At 63.2% G+C, this 21,114-nt stretch carries 18 protein-coding genes; 7 read left to right on the top strand and 11 right to left on the bottom strand.

What is annotated here, in order from left to right; translation table 11 throughout:
- Nucleotides 1-50 precede the first annotated feature (50 nt).
- Both ACFZAI_RS02740 and ACFZAI_RS02735 read left to right on the top strand, forming a co-directional pair.
- Nucleotides 51-2,186, top strand: coding sequence for a UvrD-helicase domain-containing protein (locus ACFZAI_RS02740; RefSeq protein WP_391565467.1), 2,136 nt, complete (start codon nt 51-53; stop codon nt 2,184-2,186).
- A 150-nt stretch (nt 2,187-2,336) separates the two neighbouring features.
- A complete protein-coding gene (locus ACFZAI_RS02735) occupies nt 2,337-2,618 on the top strand; it encodes a peptidylprolyl isomerase (protein WP_006222441.1) in 282 nt (93 codons plus the stop codon).
- 214 nt (nt 2,619-2,832) lie between these two features.
- On the opposite strand, the gene ACFZAI_RS02730 is transcribed toward ACFZAI_RS02735, so the two are convergent.
- From ACFZAI_RS02730 to ACFZAI_RS02715, 4 genes are all read right to left on the bottom strand, one after another.
- Nucleotides 2,833-3,576 carry an ATP-binding cassette domain-containing protein gene (locus ACFZAI_RS02730; protein WP_391566251.1) on the bottom strand — a complete coding sequence of 248 codons (744 nt, stop codon included), beginning with the start codon at nt 3,574-3,576 and terminating at the stop codon, nt 2,833-2,835.
- 22 nt (nt 3,577-3,598) lie between these two features.
- Nucleotides 3,599-4,561: a sugar ABC transporter substrate-binding protein gene (locus tag ACFZAI_RS02725; protein ID WP_391565466.1), complete on the bottom strand. Its 963-nt coding sequence runs from the start codon at nt 4,559-4,561 to the stop codon at nt 3,599-3,601.
- A 19-nt stretch (nt 4,562-4,580) separates the two neighbouring features.
- On the bottom strand, nt 4,581-5,522 hold the full coding sequence (locus ACFZAI_RS02720; protein ID WP_391565465.1) for an ABC transporter permease: 942 nt from the start codon (nt 5,520-5,522) through the stop codon (nt 4,581-4,583).
- Nucleotides 5,523-5,656: 134 nt separating this feature from the next.
- Nucleotides 5,657-7,225, bottom strand: a complete 1,569-nt coding sequence (locus ACFZAI_RS02715) for an FGGY-family carbohydrate kinase (protein ID WP_391565464.1) — start codon at nt 7,223-7,225, stop codon at nt 5,657-5,659.
- Nucleotides 7,226-7,432: 207 nt separating this feature from the next.
- Between ACFZAI_RS02715 and ACFZAI_RS02710 the strand changes: the two genes are divergently transcribed.
- The 3 genes from ACFZAI_RS02710 (at nt 7,433) to ACFZAI_RS02700 (ending at nt 10,492) form a co-directional block, all read left to right on the top strand.
- On the top strand, nt 7,433-8,368 hold the full coding sequence (locus ACFZAI_RS02710) for a 3-keto-5-aminohexanoate cleavage protein (protein ID WP_391565463.1): 936 nt from the start codon (nt 7,433-7,435) through the stop codon (nt 8,366-8,368).
- A gap of 44 nt (nt 8,369-8,412) precedes the next feature.
- Nucleotides 8,413-9,612 carry an ABC transporter substrate-binding protein gene (locus ACFZAI_RS02705; RefSeq protein WP_391565462.1) on the top strand — a complete coding sequence of 400 codons (1,200 nt, stop codon included), beginning with the start codon at nt 8,413-8,415 and terminating at the stop codon, nt 9,610-9,612.
- Nucleotides 9,613-9,688: 76 nt separating this feature from the next.
- Nucleotides 9,689-10,492 (top strand): SDR family oxidoreductase, encoded by an 804-nt coding sequence (locus tag ACFZAI_RS02700; RefSeq protein ID WP_391565461.1) that lies wholly within the window; start codon nt 9,689-9,691, stop codon nt 10,490-10,492.
- Nucleotides 10,493-10,519: 27 nt separating this feature from the next.
- Here ACFZAI_RS02700 and ACFZAI_RS02695 read toward each other — a convergent pair whose 3' ends face one another.
- A complete protein-coding gene (locus ACFZAI_RS02695; protein WP_391565460.1) occupies nt 10,520-11,449 on the bottom strand; it encodes a LysR family transcriptional regulator in 930 nt (309 codons plus the stop codon).
- 4 nt (nt 11,450-11,453) lie between these two features.
- Nucleotides 11,454-12,947: a DUF1254 domain-containing protein gene (locus ACFZAI_RS02690; RefSeq protein WP_391565459.1), complete on the bottom strand. Its 1,494-nt coding sequence runs from the start codon at nt 12,945-12,947 to the stop codon at nt 11,454-11,456.
- A gap of 201 nt (nt 12,948-13,148) precedes the next feature.
- Between ACFZAI_RS02690 and ACFZAI_RS02685 the strand changes: the two genes are divergently transcribed.
- Nucleotides 13,149-13,736 carry a hypothetical protein gene (locus tag ACFZAI_RS02685; RefSeq protein WP_391565458.1) on the top strand — a complete coding sequence of 196 codons (588 nt, stop codon included), beginning with the start codon at nt 13,149-13,151 and terminating at the stop codon, nt 13,734-13,736.
- Between the two features lie 53 nt (nt 13,737-13,789).
- On the opposite strand, the gene ACFZAI_RS02680 is transcribed toward ACFZAI_RS02685, so the two are convergent.
- From ACFZAI_RS02680 to ACFZAI_RS02665, 4 genes are all read right to left on the bottom strand, one after another.
- Complete coding sequence (locus ACFZAI_RS02680) at nt 13,790-14,353, bottom strand: ureidoglycolate lyase (protein WP_391565457.1); 564 nt, start codon at nt 14,351-14,353, stop codon at nt 13,790-13,792.
- Nucleotides 14,350-14,589, bottom strand: a complete 240-nt coding sequence (locus ACFZAI_RS02675) for an Arm DNA-binding domain-containing protein (RefSeq protein WP_391565456.1) — start codon at nt 14,587-14,589, stop codon at nt 14,350-14,352. The genes ACFZAI_RS02680 and ACFZAI_RS02675 overlap by 4 nt, the downstream gene beginning before the upstream one ends.
- A gap of 74 nt (nt 14,590-14,663) precedes the next feature.
- On the bottom strand, nt 14,664-15,197 hold the full coding sequence (locus tag ACFZAI_RS02670; RefSeq protein WP_391565455.1) for a DUF6708 domain-containing protein: 534 nt from the start codon (nt 15,195-15,197) through the stop codon (nt 14,664-14,666).
- 260 nt (nt 15,198-15,457) lie between these two features.
- Complete coding sequence (locus tag ACFZAI_RS02665) at nt 15,458-18,892, bottom strand: T6SS effector BTH_I2691 family protein (RefSeq protein WP_391565454.1); 3,435 nt, start codon at nt 18,890-18,892, stop codon at nt 15,458-15,460.
- Between the two features lie 271 nt (nt 18,893-19,163).
- Here ACFZAI_RS02665 and ACFZAI_RS02660 point away from each other — a divergent pair, with 271 nt between their 5' ends.
- Nucleotides 19,164-19,544, top strand: a complete 381-nt coding sequence (locus tag ACFZAI_RS02660; protein ID WP_391565453.1) for a cupin domain-containing protein — start codon at nt 19,164-19,166, stop codon at nt 19,542-19,544.
- Nucleotides 19,545-19,549: 5 nt separating this feature from the next.
- Here the strand turns inward: ACFZAI_RS02660 and ACFZAI_RS02655 are convergent, their stop codons facing one another.
- Nucleotides 19,550-20,785 carry an MFS transporter gene (locus ACFZAI_RS02655; RefSeq protein WP_391565452.1) on the bottom strand — a complete coding sequence of 412 codons (1,236 nt, stop codon included), beginning with the start codon at nt 20,783-20,785 and terminating at the stop codon, nt 19,550-19,552.
- Between the last annotated feature and the right edge of the window lie 329 nt (nt 20,786-21,114).

Here is a 21,114-nt window from a genome sequence, read left to right as displayed (position 1 = left end):
ACTGGCGGTTCGCCTCCTGCGACCATTCTGCTCGCGCCTGCCTCGCCTAGATGACCACAACCTCCCCCTCCGCCCAGTTCTTCCCCGCCGGATTCGTGCCCACCGAAGAACAGACCAAGATCCAGACCTCGCGGAGCCGGACCAGCCTTGTCATCGCCAACGCAGGCGCCGCCAAAACCACCACCTTGGCGCTGCGCATCGGCGAGGCGCTGACGCGCGGTTTGCCCCCCGAAGACATTCTGGCGCTGACCTTCACGGACGAAGCCCGGCAAGTTCTGCAAACGCGCCTGGTGGATGTCGGCATCGCCTACAACACGGCGCGGCGCATCAATGTGCTGACGGTTGAAGAGTTTGCGCAGCGCGTCTTGTCGAAAATCGAAGACGGCAAACCCGAGAGCCTGCCGACCACGCGCGAGCAACAAAGCTACGCCTTGTATGCGCTGGAAAACGTCGCCGTGAATCACGCGCAGTATGCGGACGAGCTCGACATTCGCACCCACAACACTGCGGTCAGCCAGTTTCTGGATAATCTGCTGAAACTGAAAGCCACGATGATGTTGTCCGCCGACAATATCGCTGACCCCCAATACACCGCCAACAGCCTGGGCATTCCGCTGACGGATTATCTGTGGGCCATCGAATATGAAAAACAGCGCATCGACGTCTTCGGCTTTATCGACGCGCGCGGTTTCTTCGACGCCACGTACGATCTTGCCTGCCTGATCCGCAACGGCGCCGACGCACGCGACGTGCTGCCCGCCTACCGGCTGGTCGTGTGCGACGAACTGCACGACATCAACGAGGCCTCGTTCTGCATTATTGAAGCGCTGTTAAGCGTGGGCATTACATACTTCGTCGGCGTCGGCGATAAAGATCAGGTGATCTATTCGCACCTGGGCGCAGACGAATCGTTCCTGCAACACCGCATTGCGTCCAGCTTCCCCGACTGCGTGAGCTTTCCGCTGACGATGACCTACCGCCACGGCCCGCACCTGGCCTACGCGATGGAAGCCTTCAAACGAAAACCCGTCGATTCGAATCTTCCGTTGCGCACGGATATACATGAACGCACGTATGCCCCGGCCGTGGGCGCGTGCGGGGCCGAGGTCGTAGGCGCCGTGCGGCAATGGAAGCAAGACCGTAAACCGCTGGACGGCTGCTGCATCCTGCTGCGCGATGCGCATCAGTCTATTGAAATCGAAAACGCGCTGATGAACGCCGGCGTGCAATACCGCACGCTGACGATGAAAAGCTACCTGCTGCGCGAAGAAATCCTGTTCCTGCGCGGCATGATCGCCATCGCGCTTGACGACTTCCACCACGTCGCCAGCCCCGCCACGCGCGAAGCCATCGTCGATGCGCTCACCACCTTTGCCGAAGTGCCGCTGACGCCGCAAGAATTGCGCGAGGCCCAGACCACGCTGGCCAAGGAACCGTCCGCGCTCAAGCACTTTTTCACCGGCCAGATCCAACGCGTCGGCAGCCCGGCGGCCCGTGGCCGGATTTCTGACGCGGTGGCGCATTTGCGTGAGGTATCCGCCGACAGCCCCGCCTTCGCCGCGCTGGAAATAGTCCGCGAACTGGTCGACATGGATAAGCTGGCGACGCGTCTGTACGTGCATCCGTACGAAGCTTCCGTCGTCACCAAATCCGTCACCGGCTTCATTGCGTCCGCCCAAAGCTCCGGCAAAACGCTGCGCGAATTCTCAGAATGGATCGGCGCCGCCGAAGCCTTCGCAGGCGCCCGGCCCGGCAAAAACACGGTGCAGCTGGATTGCATCGTGAACGTCAAAGGCAAGGAATTCGACCACGTCATCCTGCCGTTCCTGGACGCAGGAGAATTCCCGAACCCGCTGCGCAAATTGAGCGAAGAAGAAAACCTGTTCTACGTCGCCGCGACACGTACGAAAACACGATTGACGCTGGTGTCCACGGAAGACGCGGCCCGGCGCAGCGTGTTTATCGGGCAGATGCAGTTGGCAGGCATCCAGCGACGCGCAGATACAGCCGTGCGCCGAAACATGGCGGCGCCGGTGCAGGCGGTGGGGCATCGGGACTTGCGCGTGGCGTATGCCAATCGGGATGTGGTGAAGGCGCTGGGCGCACAGTGGGATAAGACAAGAAAGGTCTGGTACGTGCCGAGCGGGATGGATCTGGAGGCGTTTCGGGAGTGGTTGGTGGAGTAGGCGTTGTTATCTTTTGTAAGATCTCTGCGCCTGTCGTAGCCCCCCGGACACCGGGCCTCGTCCCGCTCCCGTTTATCATTACGGGGTAGTGAGCACGCGCAAATGCGTTACTCTCCCCTCCCCAATCACTCCCCCCTCCAGGAGCCCCACATGGCACAAGCCTCCGCCCGTCACATCCTCGTTTCCACCGAAGCCAAGTGCAACGAACTCAAGACCGCCATTGAAAACGGCGCTGACTTCGCTCAAGTCGCCAAGGAAAACTCCAGCTGCCCGTCGAGCCGTGACGGTGGCAATCTGGGTACGTTTGGCCCGGGCCAGATGGTCAAGGAATTCGATACCGTCGTGTTCAGCGCCCCGGTTGGCGTGGTCCAGGGCCCGGTGAAGACCCAGTTCGGTTATCACCTGGTTGAAGTGACCAGCCGCAAGGACTAAGTCCCGCCGCTGCACGCAAAAAGCCGCCGCCCGGGGTTACCCGGCGGCGGTTTTTTTAGTGCTTATCTCGCTTGTCGAGTTCGCTTGCTGCGCAAGCGTGCCACGCTCCTTAGCTACGAGCGCCTGCGCGGCTTGCTCGCTGCCCGCGCTTACGCGTCAACGCAAGCCCCCGCGCTAGCCCCTCGCGCAAGCCCCCCGGAGCTAGCCCCTCGCGCTAGCCGTCCTTACCCGTCATCACTCGATGCGCTAACGCATCCGCGTCCAGGCCGGCGATATCCCGTTCGATGACCTTGACGCCGCCCTTCAAGATCGCCACACGATCCGCCAGCGCCACCACGTCCGCCATGTTGTGGCTGATCAGGATCACTGTGCGTCCTTCTTCGCGCAGCTTGCGCACCAGGTTCAACACCAGTGCGGTTTCCTTCACGCCGAGCGCGGCGGTGGGTTCGTCCATGATGACGACGCGCGCGTCCCAGCGCAGGGCGCGGGCGATGGCGACGGCTTGGCGTTGGCCGCCCGACATGCGTTCGACGGGGCGGTCCATGTCTTCGATGGGCACCGACAAGCGTTGCAGATAGCCGCGGGCTTCGTCGGCCATGCGGCGCTTGTCCAGCACTTGGAACGGCCCCACGCGGCGCACGCGCTCCGCGCCCATGAAGACGTTTTCCCAGATGGACAGGCGCGGCGCCAGCGCCAGATCCTGGTAGATCGTCGCAATGCCCTGCACCAGCGCGTCGTGCGGCGAGCGGAAGGCGACCGGCTTGCCGTTCAGGCTCAGGTCCCCGCCCGTGGGCGCTTGCGCGCCGGAGATGATGCGGATCAGCGTGGATTTGCCCGCGCCGTTGTCGCCGCAGATGGCCATCACCTTGCCTTCGGGCACGTCCAGGTCCACGCCCTTCAAGGCCTCAACAGCCCCATAGGACTTCCGAATCTGGCGAAGCGACAACGCGGCGGTCATGGTGGTCACGGTGGTTTAACGCTTACTTGGCGGCGGGTTGCAGGAATTTCTGGACGTTGCTGGCGTCGACCAGCACCGAGTCCATGAACAGGTACGGACCCGAGGCCACCTTCTCTTTCGGTTCCTTCTTCACGACAATGCGGTCGATGGAGTCGATGGCGCTGGCGCCCAACTGCTCGAACGGGATCATCATCGTGGCGGTGATCAGGCTGTTGGGGTCGGCGATGCGGCGGTAGGTTTCGGGGCCGCCATCCACCGATACCAAGGTGATGTCGCCCTTCTTCATGCCCTGGGATTGCAACAGGTCATCGATGACATAGGCTTGTCCGTCAAACGAGGCCCACACGCCTTTGAACTGGCCCTGATGGCGCAGGAACAGCGCCTGCATGCCGTTGCGCACATCGTCGCGCCAGCTTTGGGTGCGGGCCATGCTGAACTTGGCCAGGTCTTTAACGGCGGTGTTTTCCGTGAGGACGGCGTCGAGCATCTTGCCGCGAATGCGGGTGCCGGAGTTGCCATCAAAGCGTGCCGACAGGATGTTGCCCTGGTAGCCCATCTTGCCCAACAGATACAGCACCGACTGCGCGCCAGTGGCGTATTCGTTGACTTCCACGTCGAACAGCATGTGCGGGCTGGCGCCGGACATCACACCCACAACGGGGATGCCTTTCTCTTTGGCGGCTTGCAGCTGCGCATCGGTTTCCACGGGCTTGCCCATGGCGATGACGATGGCGTCGACCTTTTTATTGACGAGCGTATCCAGCTGTTCGGCCAGCTTGGGCAGCGAGCCTTCGGCGTTCAGCTGCGTCACGGTCCAGCCTTTGGTGCGGGCGGCTTCGGCCGCCGCGTTGGCCACACGTGCGTGCGTTTCGGACGACATCTGGAACGCGACGATGCCCACGTCAAAGGCGTGCGCGGCGCTGGCGGCCAGGGCCTGGACCGCAAACGCGCTGACAAGCAGCGTGCGCTTAAGCAATGTCTTCATGGTGGTTTCCCCCTTTGGATCAGAATTTGAACGCCGCTTTCTTGAGCACGGCCGATGACACCGCGACGGACGCGATCATGATGAAGCCCAGCACGATGTCCTGCACGTAGTACGGCGCGCCCATCAGCACGAGGCCGTTGCCCAGCACCTTCAAGATCAGCGCGGCAACGAGCGTGCCGGGGATGTTGGCGTGGCCCGGGTTGAACATGGTCATGCCCAGCAGGACGGCGGCGATGGCGTACAGGAAATAGTCGCCGGCCATGTTGGGCGCGGCGGACGACAGGCTGGACGTGAGCAGCACCGCGGCCAGACCGGCGCACACGCCGGACAGCGCCAGGCCGATGCTTTTCATGGCGCGGATGTTGATGCCGGCCAGGCGCGCGGATTCCCCCGCTTCGCCCGTGGCCGTCATGCGCGCGCCGGTGCGCGTCCACTTGATGAGGAAGTAAGCGGCCAGCACGGCGCCCAGCATCCAGAGCACCAGTGCGGGAATGCCGAAGGGTTTGGCGCGCGCCAGATCGGTGAAGGTGGCGGGCCAGCGGCCCACGTAGGACACGCCGTCGGTCAACATGAACGCGAAGCCGCGCGCCATGGCCGCCATGCCTAGCGTCGCAATCAGTGAAGGGACGCGCAGCCGGGTCACGGCAATGCCGTTGACCAGACCGCAGAGCAGCCCGACGCCCAGGCCCGCCGCAACCGCCATTAACACGGGCTGGCCGGTATGCACCAGCGCGCCGGTGACGACGGCAGCCAAGCTCGCGACGTCGGCTACGGACAAATCCAATTCAGCGGTAACCAGCGCCAGCGTGAAGCCGATGGCGATGATGGCCAGGAAGCTGGTTTCCTTGGCGATGTTCAATAGATTGTTCGGCGCCGCAAAATTTGGCGCGGCGATTGCGAAGAAGCCCACCAGGACCAATCCTGCGATTGCCGTGCCGTACTTTTCCAGGATGCCGCGCATCGACTTGACCCTTGCTGCGTTGATATTCGTTGTCGTGCAAGGGTTATCCACCACCTGCCGGGCGTTGGCGCCCTGATGGCGTAGCAGTTTATACCCGGGCGGCGGCCGGCAGGGGCGCGTTGTGGCTAGGGTTTTTACGGCAATCGCAACTCGGCCAAGGCGTGCGACACCGGGGTCAACGCCGCTTCGGCGGCGCGGAACTGGGCGTACAGCGCGCGATAGGCATCCCTGCGCGCGGCCTGCGGTTCGTAGCGATGGGCGGGACGGACGAGTGCATCCTGCGCGGCGGCAAAGCTGCCATAGCGGCCCAGCGCGGTCCAGGCGGCAACCGCCGCGCCCACGACTCCCGGCTGTTCGGCTTGGCCCACGACGACGGCGCGTTCGCAGATGTCGGCCTTGGCCTGGCACCACTGCGGGTTGGACGCCGCGCCGCCGCCGAAACGGATTTCCGCCACGGCGCTGCCCAGCGCGGCTTCGGCGCGTTCCAGCACGGTGCGGTTCAGGAAGGCCACGCCCTCCAGCACTGCCCACGCCAGGTCGCCCGGACCATGACGCCGGTTCAGGCCAAGAAAAGCGCCACGCAGATGCGGGTCCCAATACGGCACGCGCTCGCCTTGCAGATAAGGCAGGAACAGCGCGGGCTGCGGATCTCGCGGCGCGTGCAACAGCGCGTTCATGGCGTGGCCAACGCCCGCCATACCGTCTTCACCCAAGCGGCCCAGCAAGGGCAGCAGCCATGCGATGGTGTCCGCGCCGTTCTGGCCCGGCCCGCCAATCTGGTGATGGCCATTTCCCCAGTCGACCGTCATCAGCCCTTGCGCCTGTACCGGTTCGGCACCCACCGCGCCAAACACTTCGGTGGTGCCCGAGATGTTGTAGGCGTAGCCCGGGCGTAGCGCGCCCAGGCCGGCCACGGCCGCCCAGGTGTCGTTGGAACACGCGACAACGCTGCGGCCGGCCAGCCGCGCCAACGCCCCGGGCAAGCCGGGCTGGACGGCGGCAACGGTCTCCAACGGGTCCAGCAGCGGCGGCACCCAGGCGGGGCCTGCGCCGAGCGCGCTCAACAGGTCAGGCCCGCCCGCGTGCGGCTGCGCGGCCGCTGCCAGCCGCGCCATCGACACGGTGTCGCTGGCGGCACGGCCCGTCAGGCGGAAGTTCAGATAGTCCTTGGGTTCCAGCACGACGCGCACGCGGGCGGCGTGTTGCGGCTCGGTGCGCAGTAACCACGCCAGCCGTGCCCACGGGTGAAAGGCGTTGATCTGTTTACGTTCGGGGTGATCGGCAGGGATGGCCGCCAGCCATTCGCCCACGTCCGCCGCTGTGCGCGTGTCGCGCCATGTAATGGCCGGGCGGATGGCGGCGCCCTGCGCATCGACAAACACTTGCGTGCGCGTGACGCCGCAGATGGCGATGGCGGCAACGGCATCGAACGCCGCGCCCGCTTGCCCCGCCAAGGTGTTGGACAGGGTTTGCAGGCCGCGCCACCATGCGTCGGCGTCGATCTCGTCCCAGCCTGGCAAGTCGCCCGCACCCGCCGGGCTGTCGATGAAGCAGGAATGCGCGATGCCGCCTGTCTCGTCGACCAGCGCCGCCCGAAAGCGCGTGCCGCCGAGGTCCACGGCCAGCACATAGCCCGAGCCGGAGCCCGAAGAGGAAGACAAGGATTCGGAAGCAGACGCGGAGACGATCGATGGGGCGGACATAGCCGGGAATTGTATTTCAGGGCGGGCAGGCAGCAGGGTGTCGGGGTGGCGTTGAGAGACATGAGGGAGGTCGTTGCGCCGCAGCACCGGAAACCCTATCAGTTGATAATTTCTGTTCAGGTGACAAGGGCACACCCCTACGACAGAATGAGCTGCACCCGGAGGAGACAGCCGGGGCCACAAAAAAACATCACACGTCCAAGGCCCATGAAAAAATCCAAGAGCAATGTGATCATCACCTGCGCCATTACGGGGTCGGTGCATACGCCGTCGATGTCCCCGTATCTGCCGGTGACGCCGGACGACATCGCGCAGTCGGCGCTGGACGCCGCCCAAGCCGGCGCAGCCATCGTGCACCTGCACGCGCGCGACCCGCAAACCGGCAAGCCCACCCAAGACCCCGCGCTGTACGCGCAATTCTTGCCGCGCATCAAGGCGGCCAGCGATGTCGTCATCAACATCACGACGGGCGGTTCGCCCGTGCTGCCCGTCAGCGAACGCATGCTGCCCGCCACGCAATTCCAACCCGAAGTGGCTTCGTTGAACATGGGGTCGATGAACTTCGGCATGTACGAATTGCTGGAACGCTTCACCGAATTCAAGCACGACTGGGAACGCCCGTATCTGGAGTCCAGCAACGACTTGATCTTTCGGAACACGTTCAAGGACATCGAGCACATTCTTGCGTCCTGCAACGACAACGGCACCCGCTTTGAAATCGAGTGCTACGACGTGGGCCATCTGTATACGGCCGCGCACTTTGTGGACAAGGGTTTGCTGAAACCGCCGTTTCTGATCCAGTCGGTATTCGGTATTCGCGGCGGCATCGGCACCCATCCCGAAGATGTGATGACGATGCGCCGCACGGCCGACCGGCTGTTTGGCGAGGACTACGTGTGGTCAGTGCTGGCCGCCGGCCGCAAGCAAACACCGCTAGCCACGATGTCGGCCACGATGGGCGGCAACGTGCGCGTGGGGCTGGAGGATTCGCTCTGGGATGGGCCGGGCGAATTGGCGCGGTCCAACGCAGACCAGGTGCGGCGCATCCGCCGCATTCTTGAAGACCTGTCGCTGCGCATCGCCACGCCCGACGACGCGCGCGACATCTTGCAGCTGAAAGGCCGCAACAACGTGGCGTTTTGACCGCGCATCCACAACGATACCTACCCTAGCGGGGAGACAACATCATGAAGAACACCTTGAACGCGGCCGTGGCCGCCGCATTGCTGAGCCTGGCCGCTGCCGCCCACGCTGACGACAACGTGATCCGCATCGGCTTCATCACCGATATGTCGGGTTTGTCGGCGGACGCCGATGGCCCCGGCGGCGCCGAAGCCATCAAGATGGCGGTGGCGGATATGGGGGGAGCCATCGCGGGGAAAAAGATTGAAGTGCTGGTGGCCGACCACCAGAACCGCGCCGACATCGCGTCGTCGCGGGCGCGCGAATGGCTGGACCAGAAAGGCGTCGACATGCTGATCGCAGGCGCGAACTCGGCTGCCGCTCTGGCCATGGCGAAGGTGGCCGAAGAAAAGAAAACGCCATTCTTCGTGGTCAGCGCGGGCGCGTCGGAATTGACGAACGCGCAGTGCACGCCCTACACGGTGCATTACGTGTACGACACGGTATCGCTGTCGCGCGGTACGGCCCGCGCCATGCTCAAGGAAGGCAATAAGGACTGGTACTTCCTGACGGTGGACCACGCCTTCGGCCACGCGCTGGAGCGCGACGCGTCCGCCGTGGTGCAAGCCAATGGCGGCCAGGTGAAGGGCCGCGTGCGACACCCACTGAACACAGCGGACTTCTCGTCATACATCTTGCAGGCGCAGGCGTCGGGCGCCACCGTGTTGGGTTTGGCGAACTCCGCCAACGACACCAGCAATGCCGTGAAGGCCGCCGCAGAATTCGGGCTGACGCCCAAGATGAAGATCGCCGGCCTGCTGGTGCTGATCACCGACATCCACGCGCTGGGCCTGGCCGCTGCGCAAGATATGTACCTGACCACAGCCTGGTACTGGGACCAGGACGACGCCTCGCGCAAATGGGCGGCGCGCTTTGAAGCGCGCATGAAGAAAAAGCCGTCGATGCTGCAAGCGGGCGATTATTCGGTCACGACCACCTACCTAAATGCCGTGAAAGCCACCGGCACGACCGATGGCGACACGATCATGAAGTGGGTAAAAAGCCATCCCGTGAATGACTTCTTCGTTCAGAACGCAACGGTCCGCGCAGACGGCCTGCTGGTGCACGACATGTATCTGATGCAGGTGAAGAAGCCCGCGGAATCCAAGGGGCCGTGGGACTACTACAAGCTGATCGCGAAAATTCCGGGTGACGACATCTACACGTCGCCGCAGGAATCCAAGTGCCGCTTGATGAAGCCCTGAGCCGGTTTCGCCCATTTCGCCCATTTCGCCCGTTTCGCATGCTGCCCCTGAGCCCCACACCCATCCAGGAACACTCATGAACCTGCAAGACTTGACCGCCCTGCCGGTGGACCTGAGCGGCCGCCGCGTCATCATCACCGCCGGTGCATCTGGCATTGGCGCGGCGCTGGCCGACGCCTTTGCCGAGCGCGGCGCGCGCGTGCATCTGTGTGATGTGGACGACGGCGCATTGTCCCGCTGCCGCCACGCCTGGAGCCGCGCCGACGTCAGCCGCCGCGACGACATCGACCGCTACATGGAGACGGCCCTGGCGCACCTGGGCGGGCTGGACGTGCTGGTGAACAACGCCGGCATTGCCGGCCCCACCGCCAGCGTCACCGACATTGAACCCGCCGACCTGAGCGCCACGCTGGACATCAACCTGGCGTCGCAGTTTCACACCGTACGCCACGCCGTGCCCGCGCTGCGCGAAGCCGGTGGCGGCTCCATCATCAACATCAGTTCGGTGGCGGGCCGCATGGGGCTGCCCATGCGCACCCCCTATGCCGCGTCCAAATGGGGCGTGGTGGGGCTGACGCGGTCTTTGGCGGTGGAGCTGGGCGCCTACGGCATCCGCGTGAATGCCTTGCTGCCCGGCCTGGTGGCCGGCCCGCGCATCGACCGCGTCATCGCCGCCCGCGCGCGGACGATGGGGCTCACGGTGGAAGAAGAAACCAAGCTGGAATTGGCGGGCGTCAGCCTTCGGCAGTTCGTGCGCGCCGCCGATATCGCGAACATGGCCTTGTTCCTGGCCAGCCCGTTTGGCGCGATGATCAGCGGCCAAGCCATCAGTATCGACGGTGATCTGCAATCGCTGCCGTGGCAGCCGCCAGCGGACTGAGGGGCGGGGGGTTCTGAACGCCCCGCACTACCCGATCAGCTGAATCGTGTCCGCAAAGACGCCCGCCCGGCGCGCTTGCGCCGTGGCGTGCAGCGCTTCCAGCAAACGCTCAGCCAGCTCCTGGTTCTGCGCTTCCCGGCGGGTGATCAACACAAATTCGAACCACTGCCGCGACGTGAGCGGCAGTGCGACGATGTCGGGATAGACGGACGCAATATCCGATGCCGACAACGCATTGACCAGGCTGATGCCTTTCACGGCGCGCACCGTTCCCGGCACCAAGGTCATATGCGCTTGCATGCTGGAATCCAACGCTGCGGTATCACCAATGTCGCCCTGCGCGACCACGTAGTCGGACCACAGCGGCTTTACGAACGACTCCGGTGAAATATCCGCCACGGCAATCGCCTCGCGCTGCGCCAGGGGATGCTCGCGGTGCACGATCGCCATGACATCGGTGCGCAGAAAAGACGTGAAGTTCAGCCGCGGGCTGTCGCGCCCGACCGCGCCCAGGCCAAAGTCCGCCCGCATGGTTTCGACGGCGCTGATTACCTGCACCGATGATTCCACGTCCACCGAGAAAGGCCGCTTGCCGTGCTCATCCACATAGCGCTTCACGGCCTCGGGCGCATACACCAGGGCCAGCGCAGGCGAGGACGCAATGCGCAAACCGCGCCCGCCAAACTGCTCGATGCTGTGCAGCGCTTCGTCGATGCGCACCAGCTCGTCCAGCACGAACTTCGCTTCGGTGTAGAGATATTGCCCGGCTTCCGTGGGCCGCAGATTCTTGTGCGAGCGGTCAAACAACTGCACGCCCGTGGCGCTTTCCAGGCGCGACACGGCGTGGCTGATGGCGGGCTGCGTCAGGCTCATCACCTGCGCAGCCTGACGCGTCGAACCGGTCATGACGACCGTATAGAAGATGCGCAGATCGTGGATGTTGAAATTGCGCTTCATGCCCCTACTTCGCCACGCGTTCAATTTCTGGCGACACCCACTTCCCGCTCAGCAGATCCGGCTTCGGCCAGTAATACCGCATCGTCACCATGAATGGCCCATCGGGCGCGGGCAGCCAATTCGATTCCTTGGCCTTGCCGGGCGATTGCGCCTGGATGTAAAGCGTCAGCCCGCCGTCCGCGTCTTTCTTCAGCGACGGCAGCATGGGCGAATTGATCAGGTATCGATTGATGGGGTTCGGCGCCAGCAGCTGTTCGGGCAGGCGGTACATCGTCATGGACCAGAACGCGTTGACGGGCGGCAGGCTGCGCGGCGCAAACCGCAAGGTGTACGCGTACTTGCCATCCAGCTCCTGACCGCGGCTGTCTTTCTCCAGCACGGGGTACAGCGCCTCTTCGCGGCTATTGGCGCCGATGCCCACTTGCGTACCCGTCGCCCGCGCCAGGTAGTCGTTTTTCAACGTGCTGCGGTCGCCAAACAGCGTGTCGGTCTTGCCGCCGAGCGCCGTGCGGTTCTTGTCGATATCGTTTTGCGCTGTATGCATGCCTTCCTGCAAGGCGCGGCGCAGCCTTGGGTCCAGGCCTTCCGGCTTGTACGGCTCGCCCGGACGGATACCGATGCTGGCAAAGCGTTCACGCAGCCATTTCTCGGTGGGATGCGTGGGCGCAAATTGCAGCAGAAAGGCCAGCTGGTTATAGAACTCCAGCGACGTGCGCATTTCACCGGGCGGCACCGGCGGTATCCATTCGACGGCCGCAGGCGCTGGCGGCGCGGGCCGCTTGGCAAAGGCTGATAGCGGCTGAATCTTGTAGCGCGACTGGATGCGTTTGACGTTTTCAAGATCGGCCGCGTTGAACAGCTGCGTGCGGCCCACCATGTTGACGAGTTCCGTCTCGGACTTGATCACCTTGGTGATGCCTGCCGGCACCTTACCGTTCCACCGCGGACCCGCGATCAGGAAATTGCCCCCGCCGTTACCCGTGCTGCGGCTGCCGATATACGCAAAATTGTACGTATACAGATCCATCAGTTGCAGCACGAAGTAGCGCCGCTTTTCCATCGGCGGCACGCTGATGACGACGGGTTCCGCCCGCAGATCCAGCACGGCGAAGGAATACGGCGTGTCGGAATTCGGCGTGACAAAGGCGGTGTCTTCCGGCGTGAACACGCGCGCAATGTTGTTGACCGTGTTGAACGGCCCCTTGTACTGCGGGTTGTTCTTGTCGATGCTGAAGGCGTACATGGTCTGGTAGCTGGCGACCATGGGCGTGCCGTATAGATAGGCTTCGCTGGCGATGCTGCGCGCTTGCTGCGCCGTGACGCCGTGAATGCCGACCGACTGTGACCCGGTGGCCTCGTCGGGCGACGTGAAGCTGCACCCGGCCAGCCCTGCCGTCAATCCAGCGGCAACCACGGTGGCGGTGAGCCAACGCGCGGGCGTACGTCGTGCACGTCGTGTCAGGCAGGAAAATCCAGTGATACTCTGGCGGTCGCGCATGGTTGGCTCCAACACGTTCAAGATGTTGGCAACGCCCAGGTGGCGGCAGCGTCGCAGGCAAGGCAGAATTTCCGGGAACGATTCTGGCATATTTCCCGGCAATGAAGAAGAAAGGGTGTGGCGCGTATGCTGCATCGGCGCGCGGACGCCTCCGGCGCGGCGGCCCCCTGCAATCCCTCACTCCCCCCCTTCAGGCACATCATGCAAGACGACACCTCCGCCCGCCACGACCTCCCGGACGCCAATGTGCGAGCCTCGTCGTACTACGTCTTGCAGGCGCAACACCTGTGCAAGCACTGCCAGCAGACCACGCTGGTGTTCGCGCTGGCCGTGCCGCCTAATCACGAAAGCACCGAAGCCGACATCGACCTGGACGAAGACGCCAGCCGTCTCGGCCTGGCGCCTGGCGAGTTTCATGACTGGCTGTTCAGCCCGGAGCAATGGCAAACAATACCCGGCCCGGCCTTGCTCACCCAGATCGGCAGCGTGTCGGCGCCCGTCGCGTTGACGTTGCAACGCTTGGCGTCGGCATTGCGTCAGGATGCGGCGCAGGGCGCACAATGGACCAACTTCTGCGAGCACTGCGGTAATGCGGTGTGGGAAGGCGCGCTGTACCCGACCCCGGGCCAGCCCTTTTGCCCCGAGGACGACGCCACCGCGGCGCAGATTACCGTGCACACGATCGACGCGCCGTTCGACGGCTACGCACGCATGATCTGGACGGACCGCTATCGCAATAAGTGGCCGCTGTTCAAGCGGCTGGGCGTGGCGTGCAGCGAGGCAGATTGATTTGGCATGCTGAGCGTGCCGGGCGCAACCAGCGCGCCAGGCACGCCTTGCGCTTACGCGTCGGCTTCCTGCGCCTGTTCCATCAGGCTTTCCAGGTGATGCAAGGGAATGGCGACGATGGCGCTTTCCGAGGCGCGCGCGTCGGTCGTCAGATGCTGAATCAGATCCACCGTGGTTGAACGGCGCGTCAGCATCAGGCAGGTGACTTCACCATCGACGACGCGCGTCGCATGCCAGCACCCCGGCCGCATGCAAATGCCCTGCCCCTGCGGCACGCGAAACGCGGCAAGCGTCGCCAGATCGGGGCTGCCATCGGCAGCGCTCTGCGCCACCACCTGAATGATCTCGCCCGTCAGCGGCACGATGGCCTGCTGCGTCAGCAAGTGCTTTTCCAGGTTCGTGATTTCGGTGGACGGGCTGCGATAGTTCACCCACAACAGTTCGGCATCGCCGCCCGCGCCCGTGTTGAACACATGCTCCTGCCAAAAATCGGTGGCGGGGTTCGAAAACAGCGGCACGCCGTTACCGTCCGGCATCGGCTTGCCCAGCATCCAGCCGTACGCCGTAAAGGCGTCGGGCGTCAGAACATTGACTTCCAATTGCGTGTTGCTTGTCATGCGGAACCCTGTGATGGCTTGGGCGATGCGCCACGTTTCGGAAACTCGGCGTCGTAATCGAAATCGCCACGGGCAATGGCTTCCAGAATGGCCGCGCGCCGCTCCGCCGCGCGCTTGAGGTTGGCCGCCGTGGGCTTCACGCGGATGCGCTCGACGCAGTGCCGGCCTTCAAAAAAGAAGCCGATCTCGATCGACGATTCCGACGCGGGCCTGACCCCATCGAACCCCTGGCTCATCGCCTTTCCCGTAGTGATTGCTGATGGGCGACATGATATCGCTTCGACATGACGGGTGTAACCCTGGGCGGAAGTCAGGGCGCGCTACGGGATTCCAGGTCCATTGCCGTTGGCCACTCGACCCGAGGCGCCCAACGCAGCGCCAGGTTGTACGCCGGCACGTCGTTCGCGTCCCGGGGCTCGATGCCGCACGGCGGCAAGGCTTGCGGGCCTTGCTGCATATAGGTGCAGACGTAGGCCCATAGGTTGTCCAGGTCTTGGTTGTAGGTGCTGAGGTGAAAGCGTTCGATGACGTCGTGGGTGTTGGGTTTGACGATGGCAATGGACACGCCCCACTTGATCATCAGGCCACCGCCGGATGTGACGCCCCACTGCTCCCAGACTTCGGCGCGGACGTCGTCCCAGGGGTAGCTGGCGGTGGTGACGTACCAACGGGTGAACGGGTTCCACCAAACCATGTGGAAGCCGTAGACATAGATGCGGCGGCGGGCGCGGTTGAAGCGGATGGGGAGGTCGCGGGGTGGGGAGACGTCCAGGCGGTACATATGGAAGGAGAACCACGCCAGGATGCCCGCCGAAAAGAGAACCGTGAAGGCGGACGAAATCATGTCAGCGTCTACATGAACTTTAGAAAGCCCAGTCCGAATCACTGATCCGAGCATCAACAATAGAGAATAGGCAGAGATTGGAATAAAAAAAATCAGGAGTCCACGAATGCTGGACGACCGTCTCGATAATTCCAAGTAGCACTCGTCAACATGGTTAGGGGCGTCCTCCCGCAAGAAAGGCGTGCATTCGATCTCGCTATTGGGACCAGGCAGGTCCCGCCTCCATCCCTCGCAGGGGGGCTTTAGTTTTGCCTTTCCCATTACGCCTCCTCAGAGATCCACAGACGTGCGTAACCCGCCACATCGTCTTTGTCTGGCCAATAAGAAATTTCAAGCGTAGCGGCCTTGGTGGCGTGCATGGGTTCGAGCCAGTACCTACGACTCAGAACAGGGTTTTCATTGCTGGGCAAAATGCCGGGTAGTGGAGTCATGCCTTGAATTTCGCCCGTGCTCGCCGCCGCTCGCGCGCTGTTGTGATGCTTTGATGCAAGCACGAAAGACGTGATCACTGGCGTACGCCGCCCCCCTTTTTCCACGCCAAAGCGCTCAACGTAAAGCGTGAACTCGTAGCAGGATCGTGCTGAATCAAAACCCGGTAGAACAATTCGACAAGCCAGCTCGGTTCCTGACTCAATTCCTCCGGTCTCTTTGATGAGAAGGATGTCCGTCGTCATGAGCACGTCGATATCCATTGGGCGCTTCGCGCTATGAAATCCCAAGGAAGCTTCTACGCCAAGCACTGCCGCGTTCAGGGCGGATATAGCTGAATCCATTTGTTCTGGATGCGCCCAGCGCCTGTCCAGAGAGCCACGTCCGAAATAGGATCTTCTGGCCCAATGCTCCAGCGCACTAGACTCTTGGCCCTTCGCAGCAGCAATCACAATGAATGCTGCTAGTCCAATCACTATTCCTAACCCTAGTGATCCGAAAAGTGCGCCTGATGTGGCGGCCCCATGGGCGCTGAAACCTCCACCAATAATGGAGAGGACTCCACCAGCAAAGTATCGGTTTTGGGACTTTGTGTCGCCCGCCTCGCCAACTCGGATTCCCGTCTCTATACTCCCCACCCCATCCGCTACCCCTCCCAACGCCGCAATGGCTCCCCCCGCCTTGATCAGCGTCTTCCCCATCCCAATCGCCCGCGCCACCGCCCCGCCTTCGGCTGCCGCCACCCGTCGCATAAACGGCTGCACGCTTTCCGCGCCAATCCTCAGCGTCAACCCACCCGCCTCAACGCCAGCCCCCAGCAACCCCACTCCCGCCCCGTACAACGCGGCCATCGCTTCGGGGTGCCTTGCCCCAACAGTCTCGCGCGCCGCGTCCAGGCTGGTGCGCACGCTGTCGTGCAGGAAATACAGGCTAACGAGCGACAGCGCGCCATAACCCGATCCCACCGACAATCGCTTCAAGCTCGTCAGCCCATTCTTGGCAAATTCCTGCGCATGCGCGGCGCTTAGCTCCAGGCCCTTAAGCAATTGGGCAGCCGGAGCTTCCAGGTTCTTCATGCCGGCCGAGATCTTGCGCATTGCGCCGTGAGCCGCTTTTTGCGCCGCATCTTCTGCTTTGCGGACGGCTCCTTCCACTTGGCGCGCAACGCTTCCTACCTGGCGTGCGACGCTTCCGATTTGGCGCGCGGCGCTTTCTACTTGATTTCCCGCGACGGTCGTGAAGGCGTTGATTCGCTTTCTAACGTCTTCCGCGCTGCCTTCGACCCACAGCGTCACATCGATCAATACGTTACGCACCGCTGGATCAGGGATGCTGATCAAGCCTGCGAAGACAAACGCGCGCACGCGCCGGCCGGCGTCTTGTTGTAGGGTTTCGGCTGCGCGTTGCAGTTCTTCCGCGCAGATGGACAGCAGCTCCCCCACCGTGAGTTGAATCACCACCTGGGTCATCTGCGCATTGCGGTACAGCCACGCCCCGCTCATCTGGACCGCGTCGACGGCGGCTTTGGAACCGGCGTTCAGGTGTTGATGCAGACGCTTGCTGGCGCCGTGCATGGCGGTGAGCAGTTGGTCGGCGGCGTCTGCGGCGCGGCGTTCTCGCCATGCGCCGATTTCCTTGCTGCTGATGATGCTTTTGACAGCGTCAAAGTATTTTTTGCCGGCGTCATTGGCCACGGTTACCGCGCCGAAGATCGGAATAAAGGTGGTTTGCAAAAAGGTTTGATGGCCGTTCAAGGCCAGATAGGCGGCGCTGTTGGGGTCGCTTAGCAACGCGCGCCACGCGGTGCCGGTAGGGCCCAGCGTTTCGGGTTCATTCGACTTGGCATCAGACGCCGGCATGGCATCCGTGATGCCGCCGTCCAAACACGCCCCCACCGTCATCAAGCGCAGTTGCCGCGAACGTTCATCGGTGTCGGAATAATCCATCGCCACGATGCGCTTCCACGCCGCGCTGCCGATCACCTGCGCCCAATCCTTGCCATACGCGTCGATGTCGTTTTCAAAGCGCTTGATGTCCCGGTCGTAGCGCGCCTGAAAGCTTGCCCGGCCTTGGCGGCGCGGTTCGGTGGGCGGATTCGTTTCCCAATAGCGTTCCTTCAAGCGTTCTACGCGGTCGGTGATCTTGGCTTGCATGCGCTCTTGCCGATCAAGCTCGGGGTCCCGGAACACGGGCGGCGTGCCGGACTCGCTGGGCATCAGGTCCATCAATGACACGGTGCTAGCCATCGTCTCGGCATCGGCCTGTACGGCGTACAGTTGCTGAATCGCCAGCAGGCACTGCGAGGTCAGATACGCGTAACGGCGTTCCGGCTCCTCGGCCCACAATCGCTTTTGCGTGTAGGCGGCGAGCCGGACGTTGTTGAGCTCTTCCGCCATGCCGATGGGATCAGGCAGGATCAGCGCGCTTACGCCTTGCGGCAAGCGGTGTTGCCGTTCCATCAACGTCAGGTAATTGCGCATGGCTGCGCCTTGCGCCCCGCGCGATGACCAGCCATGCACGCTGCCGAAGTCATCAACGCCGCTGGCGTATTCAGCCACGTGTTCGTTCAACCGATGTGTATGCTCCAAGCCCAGCGCGGTGCCACCGGCCGTGGGATCGTCGCGCAGCTTCGGCAAGTCGACGATGACAAACCGCCGGGGGTAATCAGCGGCCAAGCCCTTGCCGGACTTGTACGCGTCCAGCACGGCCGCTGGCCATGGGTCTTGCGAATACGCGATCCAGGCGATCTTGTACTTATCAATGTCGATGCCGATGAAAGACGCTGGAAGATCGTGCGCGGTCTGGATGCAGCGCTCGGCCAACGGAGCGGGCTCGGCACGCGGCATTTCATAGGGATTGAAATGCCGCATATGGCCTGCGTCAGTGACTTGATACGCATGCCAGACCCTGCGGTCCAGCAGCACGTACACATAGCCCTTGCGCAAGATGCGCAGCGACGCTTGCAGACTGGGATGCGACAGCGCGTGGCGCGCGCGCAAGAACGAACTCTGGGCCACCACCGCCGGGCGCAGCAGCAGGATCGGCACGCCGTTGCGTTCGCAGGCGTTGCAGCTGCCGGGCGGCAAGGGCATGGTTTCTTCGACGATGTCGATAAGCTGTTGGCTGAGCGTCATGTAACGACTCGAAGGCCAAGACGCTTGCGGGCGATGCAGGACGTAGCGGGGGGTGGCATGACGGGCTCCATCGTCGTGGCGCCGGCCGTGGCGGCCGGGATGCTTCCTGAAGGAAGCGCTACCCGCACTCATGCAACATCCATGCCAGGCGTGACGCCATATCAATAATTCCCATGGAATCAATGGCTTGCCGCGCAACTAGGACGCTTACGAAGGAATACTCCGATTCCCCTCCCGGCCAAACCCCCGCTTTTCCCCAGAAACCGGGCCAGTTCTGACTCGAATAAAAAATATCGCTATTGAATCAATGGCTTGTAGCGGGTCAAAATTGGCCCGATCGGGTCAAATCTGGCTCGTGCCCGGATGCATGACCGCAGGCCCCTCTTCCATAAGGATGCGCACCATGGCTCTTGATCTGACTTCGCACTACGTTTTGCTGGACGCTTCCGGCGCCGCGTCAACGGTGAATGGCGGCGATGCGTTCTGGTCGCAGTCGCCTGACGAGCTCGACAAGTTTGGCCGCGGCTGGCTGGTGTCGGAATACACGTTCGCGTCCGATTGGCCGCAATGGGAGATGCATCCGGAAGCGGACGAGATTGTGCGCTTGATGACGGGCGCCGCCGAGCTGCATCTGGAATGGCCAACGGGCAATCAGGTGGTGAAGATGCTGGCGGGTGACGGGTATGTGATTCCGAAGGGCGTGTGGCATACGGTGAAGGTGATGGAGCCCTGCCGGATGCTGCACATCACGATGGGCGCGGGGACGCAGCATCGGGCGGCGTAGCGGCCTCAGCCCCCCACCCGCACGGGGCGGACGCGCGTGATCTCGCGGTCGTCGATGGGCCAATGTAGCGCCGCGGACAAGATGCCCAGCGCCATCGCGCCCAGCCAGATCAAGTCATAGGAATGCGTGGCTTCGAATACCACGCCGCCCAGCCACACGCCCAGGAAGGACCCCAGCTGATGGCCGAAGAAGACGAAGCCGAACAGCGTGGTCAGGTAACGCACGCCGAACACCTGCGCGATCAGCCCGTTGGTCAGCGGCACGGTGCCTAGCCAGACAAAGCCCATGATGGCGGCGAACGCGTAGACGGTCCATGTGGATAGCGGCAGCAGCAGGAACAGCGCGATGGCCGCGGTGCGCAGCAGGTAGATGCCAGCCAGCAGGTATTTGCGGCGATGGCGCGCGCCCAGGACGCCGCAGGCATAGGTCCCCATGACGTTCGTGAGCGCAATGATGGCCAGCGCGGCCACGGCGTCCGACGCACGCAGGCCCTTGTCCATCAGATACGCGGGCAGATGGGTGCCGATGAACGCCAGCTGGAAGCCGCAAGCCAGAAAGCCCAGGTTCAGAAGCCAGAAGCCCGGCTGCCGAAACGCTTCGCCAATGGCGGCGCGCATCGACAGGCTGGCGTCCGGTGCGGACGGGTCCCGCGCGGGCGTGGCGGGTTCGCGCAGGGGACGCGCCAAGGGCAGCACGATGGCCAGCAGCACGGCAAACACCAGTAGCGCGCTGACCCAGCCCCATCCCCCAATCAGCCACTGCGCGGCAGGCACCATGATGAATTGGCCCAATCCGCCGACCGCGCCCGCGACCCCCAGCGCCCAGCCCCGGCGTTCGGGCGGCACCAGCCGGCTCAACGCGCCGTAGATGGCTGCGAATGCGGTACCCGACAGCGCGATGCCGATGCACACGCCCGCCGTCAGCATGAAAGCCGCGGGCGTGGCGGCATGCGCCATGCCCACCAGCCCCAGCGCGTAGAACGCCAGGCCGCCCGCGATGACCTTGGCCGATCCGTAGCGGTCGGCAATCATGCCGGTGAAGGGTTGCACGATGCCCCAGGTGAGGTTCTGCACGGCCATCGCCATGGCGAATGTCTCGCGGCTCCAGCCCCGGTCCATCGACACGGGCAGCAGGAACAGACCCTGCACATGGCGCACGCCCAGCGCCAGGCCCATGACGATGCCACCGGCCAGAACCAGCAACCACAACCGCGAAACATCAGGGGAAGACGGGGAAGACATGGTGAACCCTCCGGACAGGCGCATCGCTTCAATCAAGGCAAGCGCACGCCTGTATTACAGAGGCGCCGGACATGCGCTTCAACTGATTATTTTTTGTCCGCTACATGCTTGGCAAGAATGTGATTGCGGCTGCGTATCGAGTCCGCAAATCGTGGCACTAAATCAGGACGCTAAATCAGGACGCCAAATCGAGGCCCCATTTACGCTTGGTTTTCTATCGTTACATTTCCCGTTTCATTGCTTGCTACTGCTAGTTACAGTGCTGCCTTCCCCATTTTCTGATGCAGGCACCCGACCATGTGGCACGTTCGGCTTGGCTCCTCTTTTCC

Origin of the sequence: Achromobacter sp. NPDC008082 (assembly GCF_042957345.1) — a bacterium.
Lineage (GTDB): Bacteria > Pseudomonadota > Gammaproteobacteria > Burkholderiales > Burkholderiaceae_B > Achromobacter > Achromobacter kerstersii_A.
Note: the sequence above shows the minus strand (reverse complement) of the source record. Positions and strands in the feature narration are given on the sequence as shown.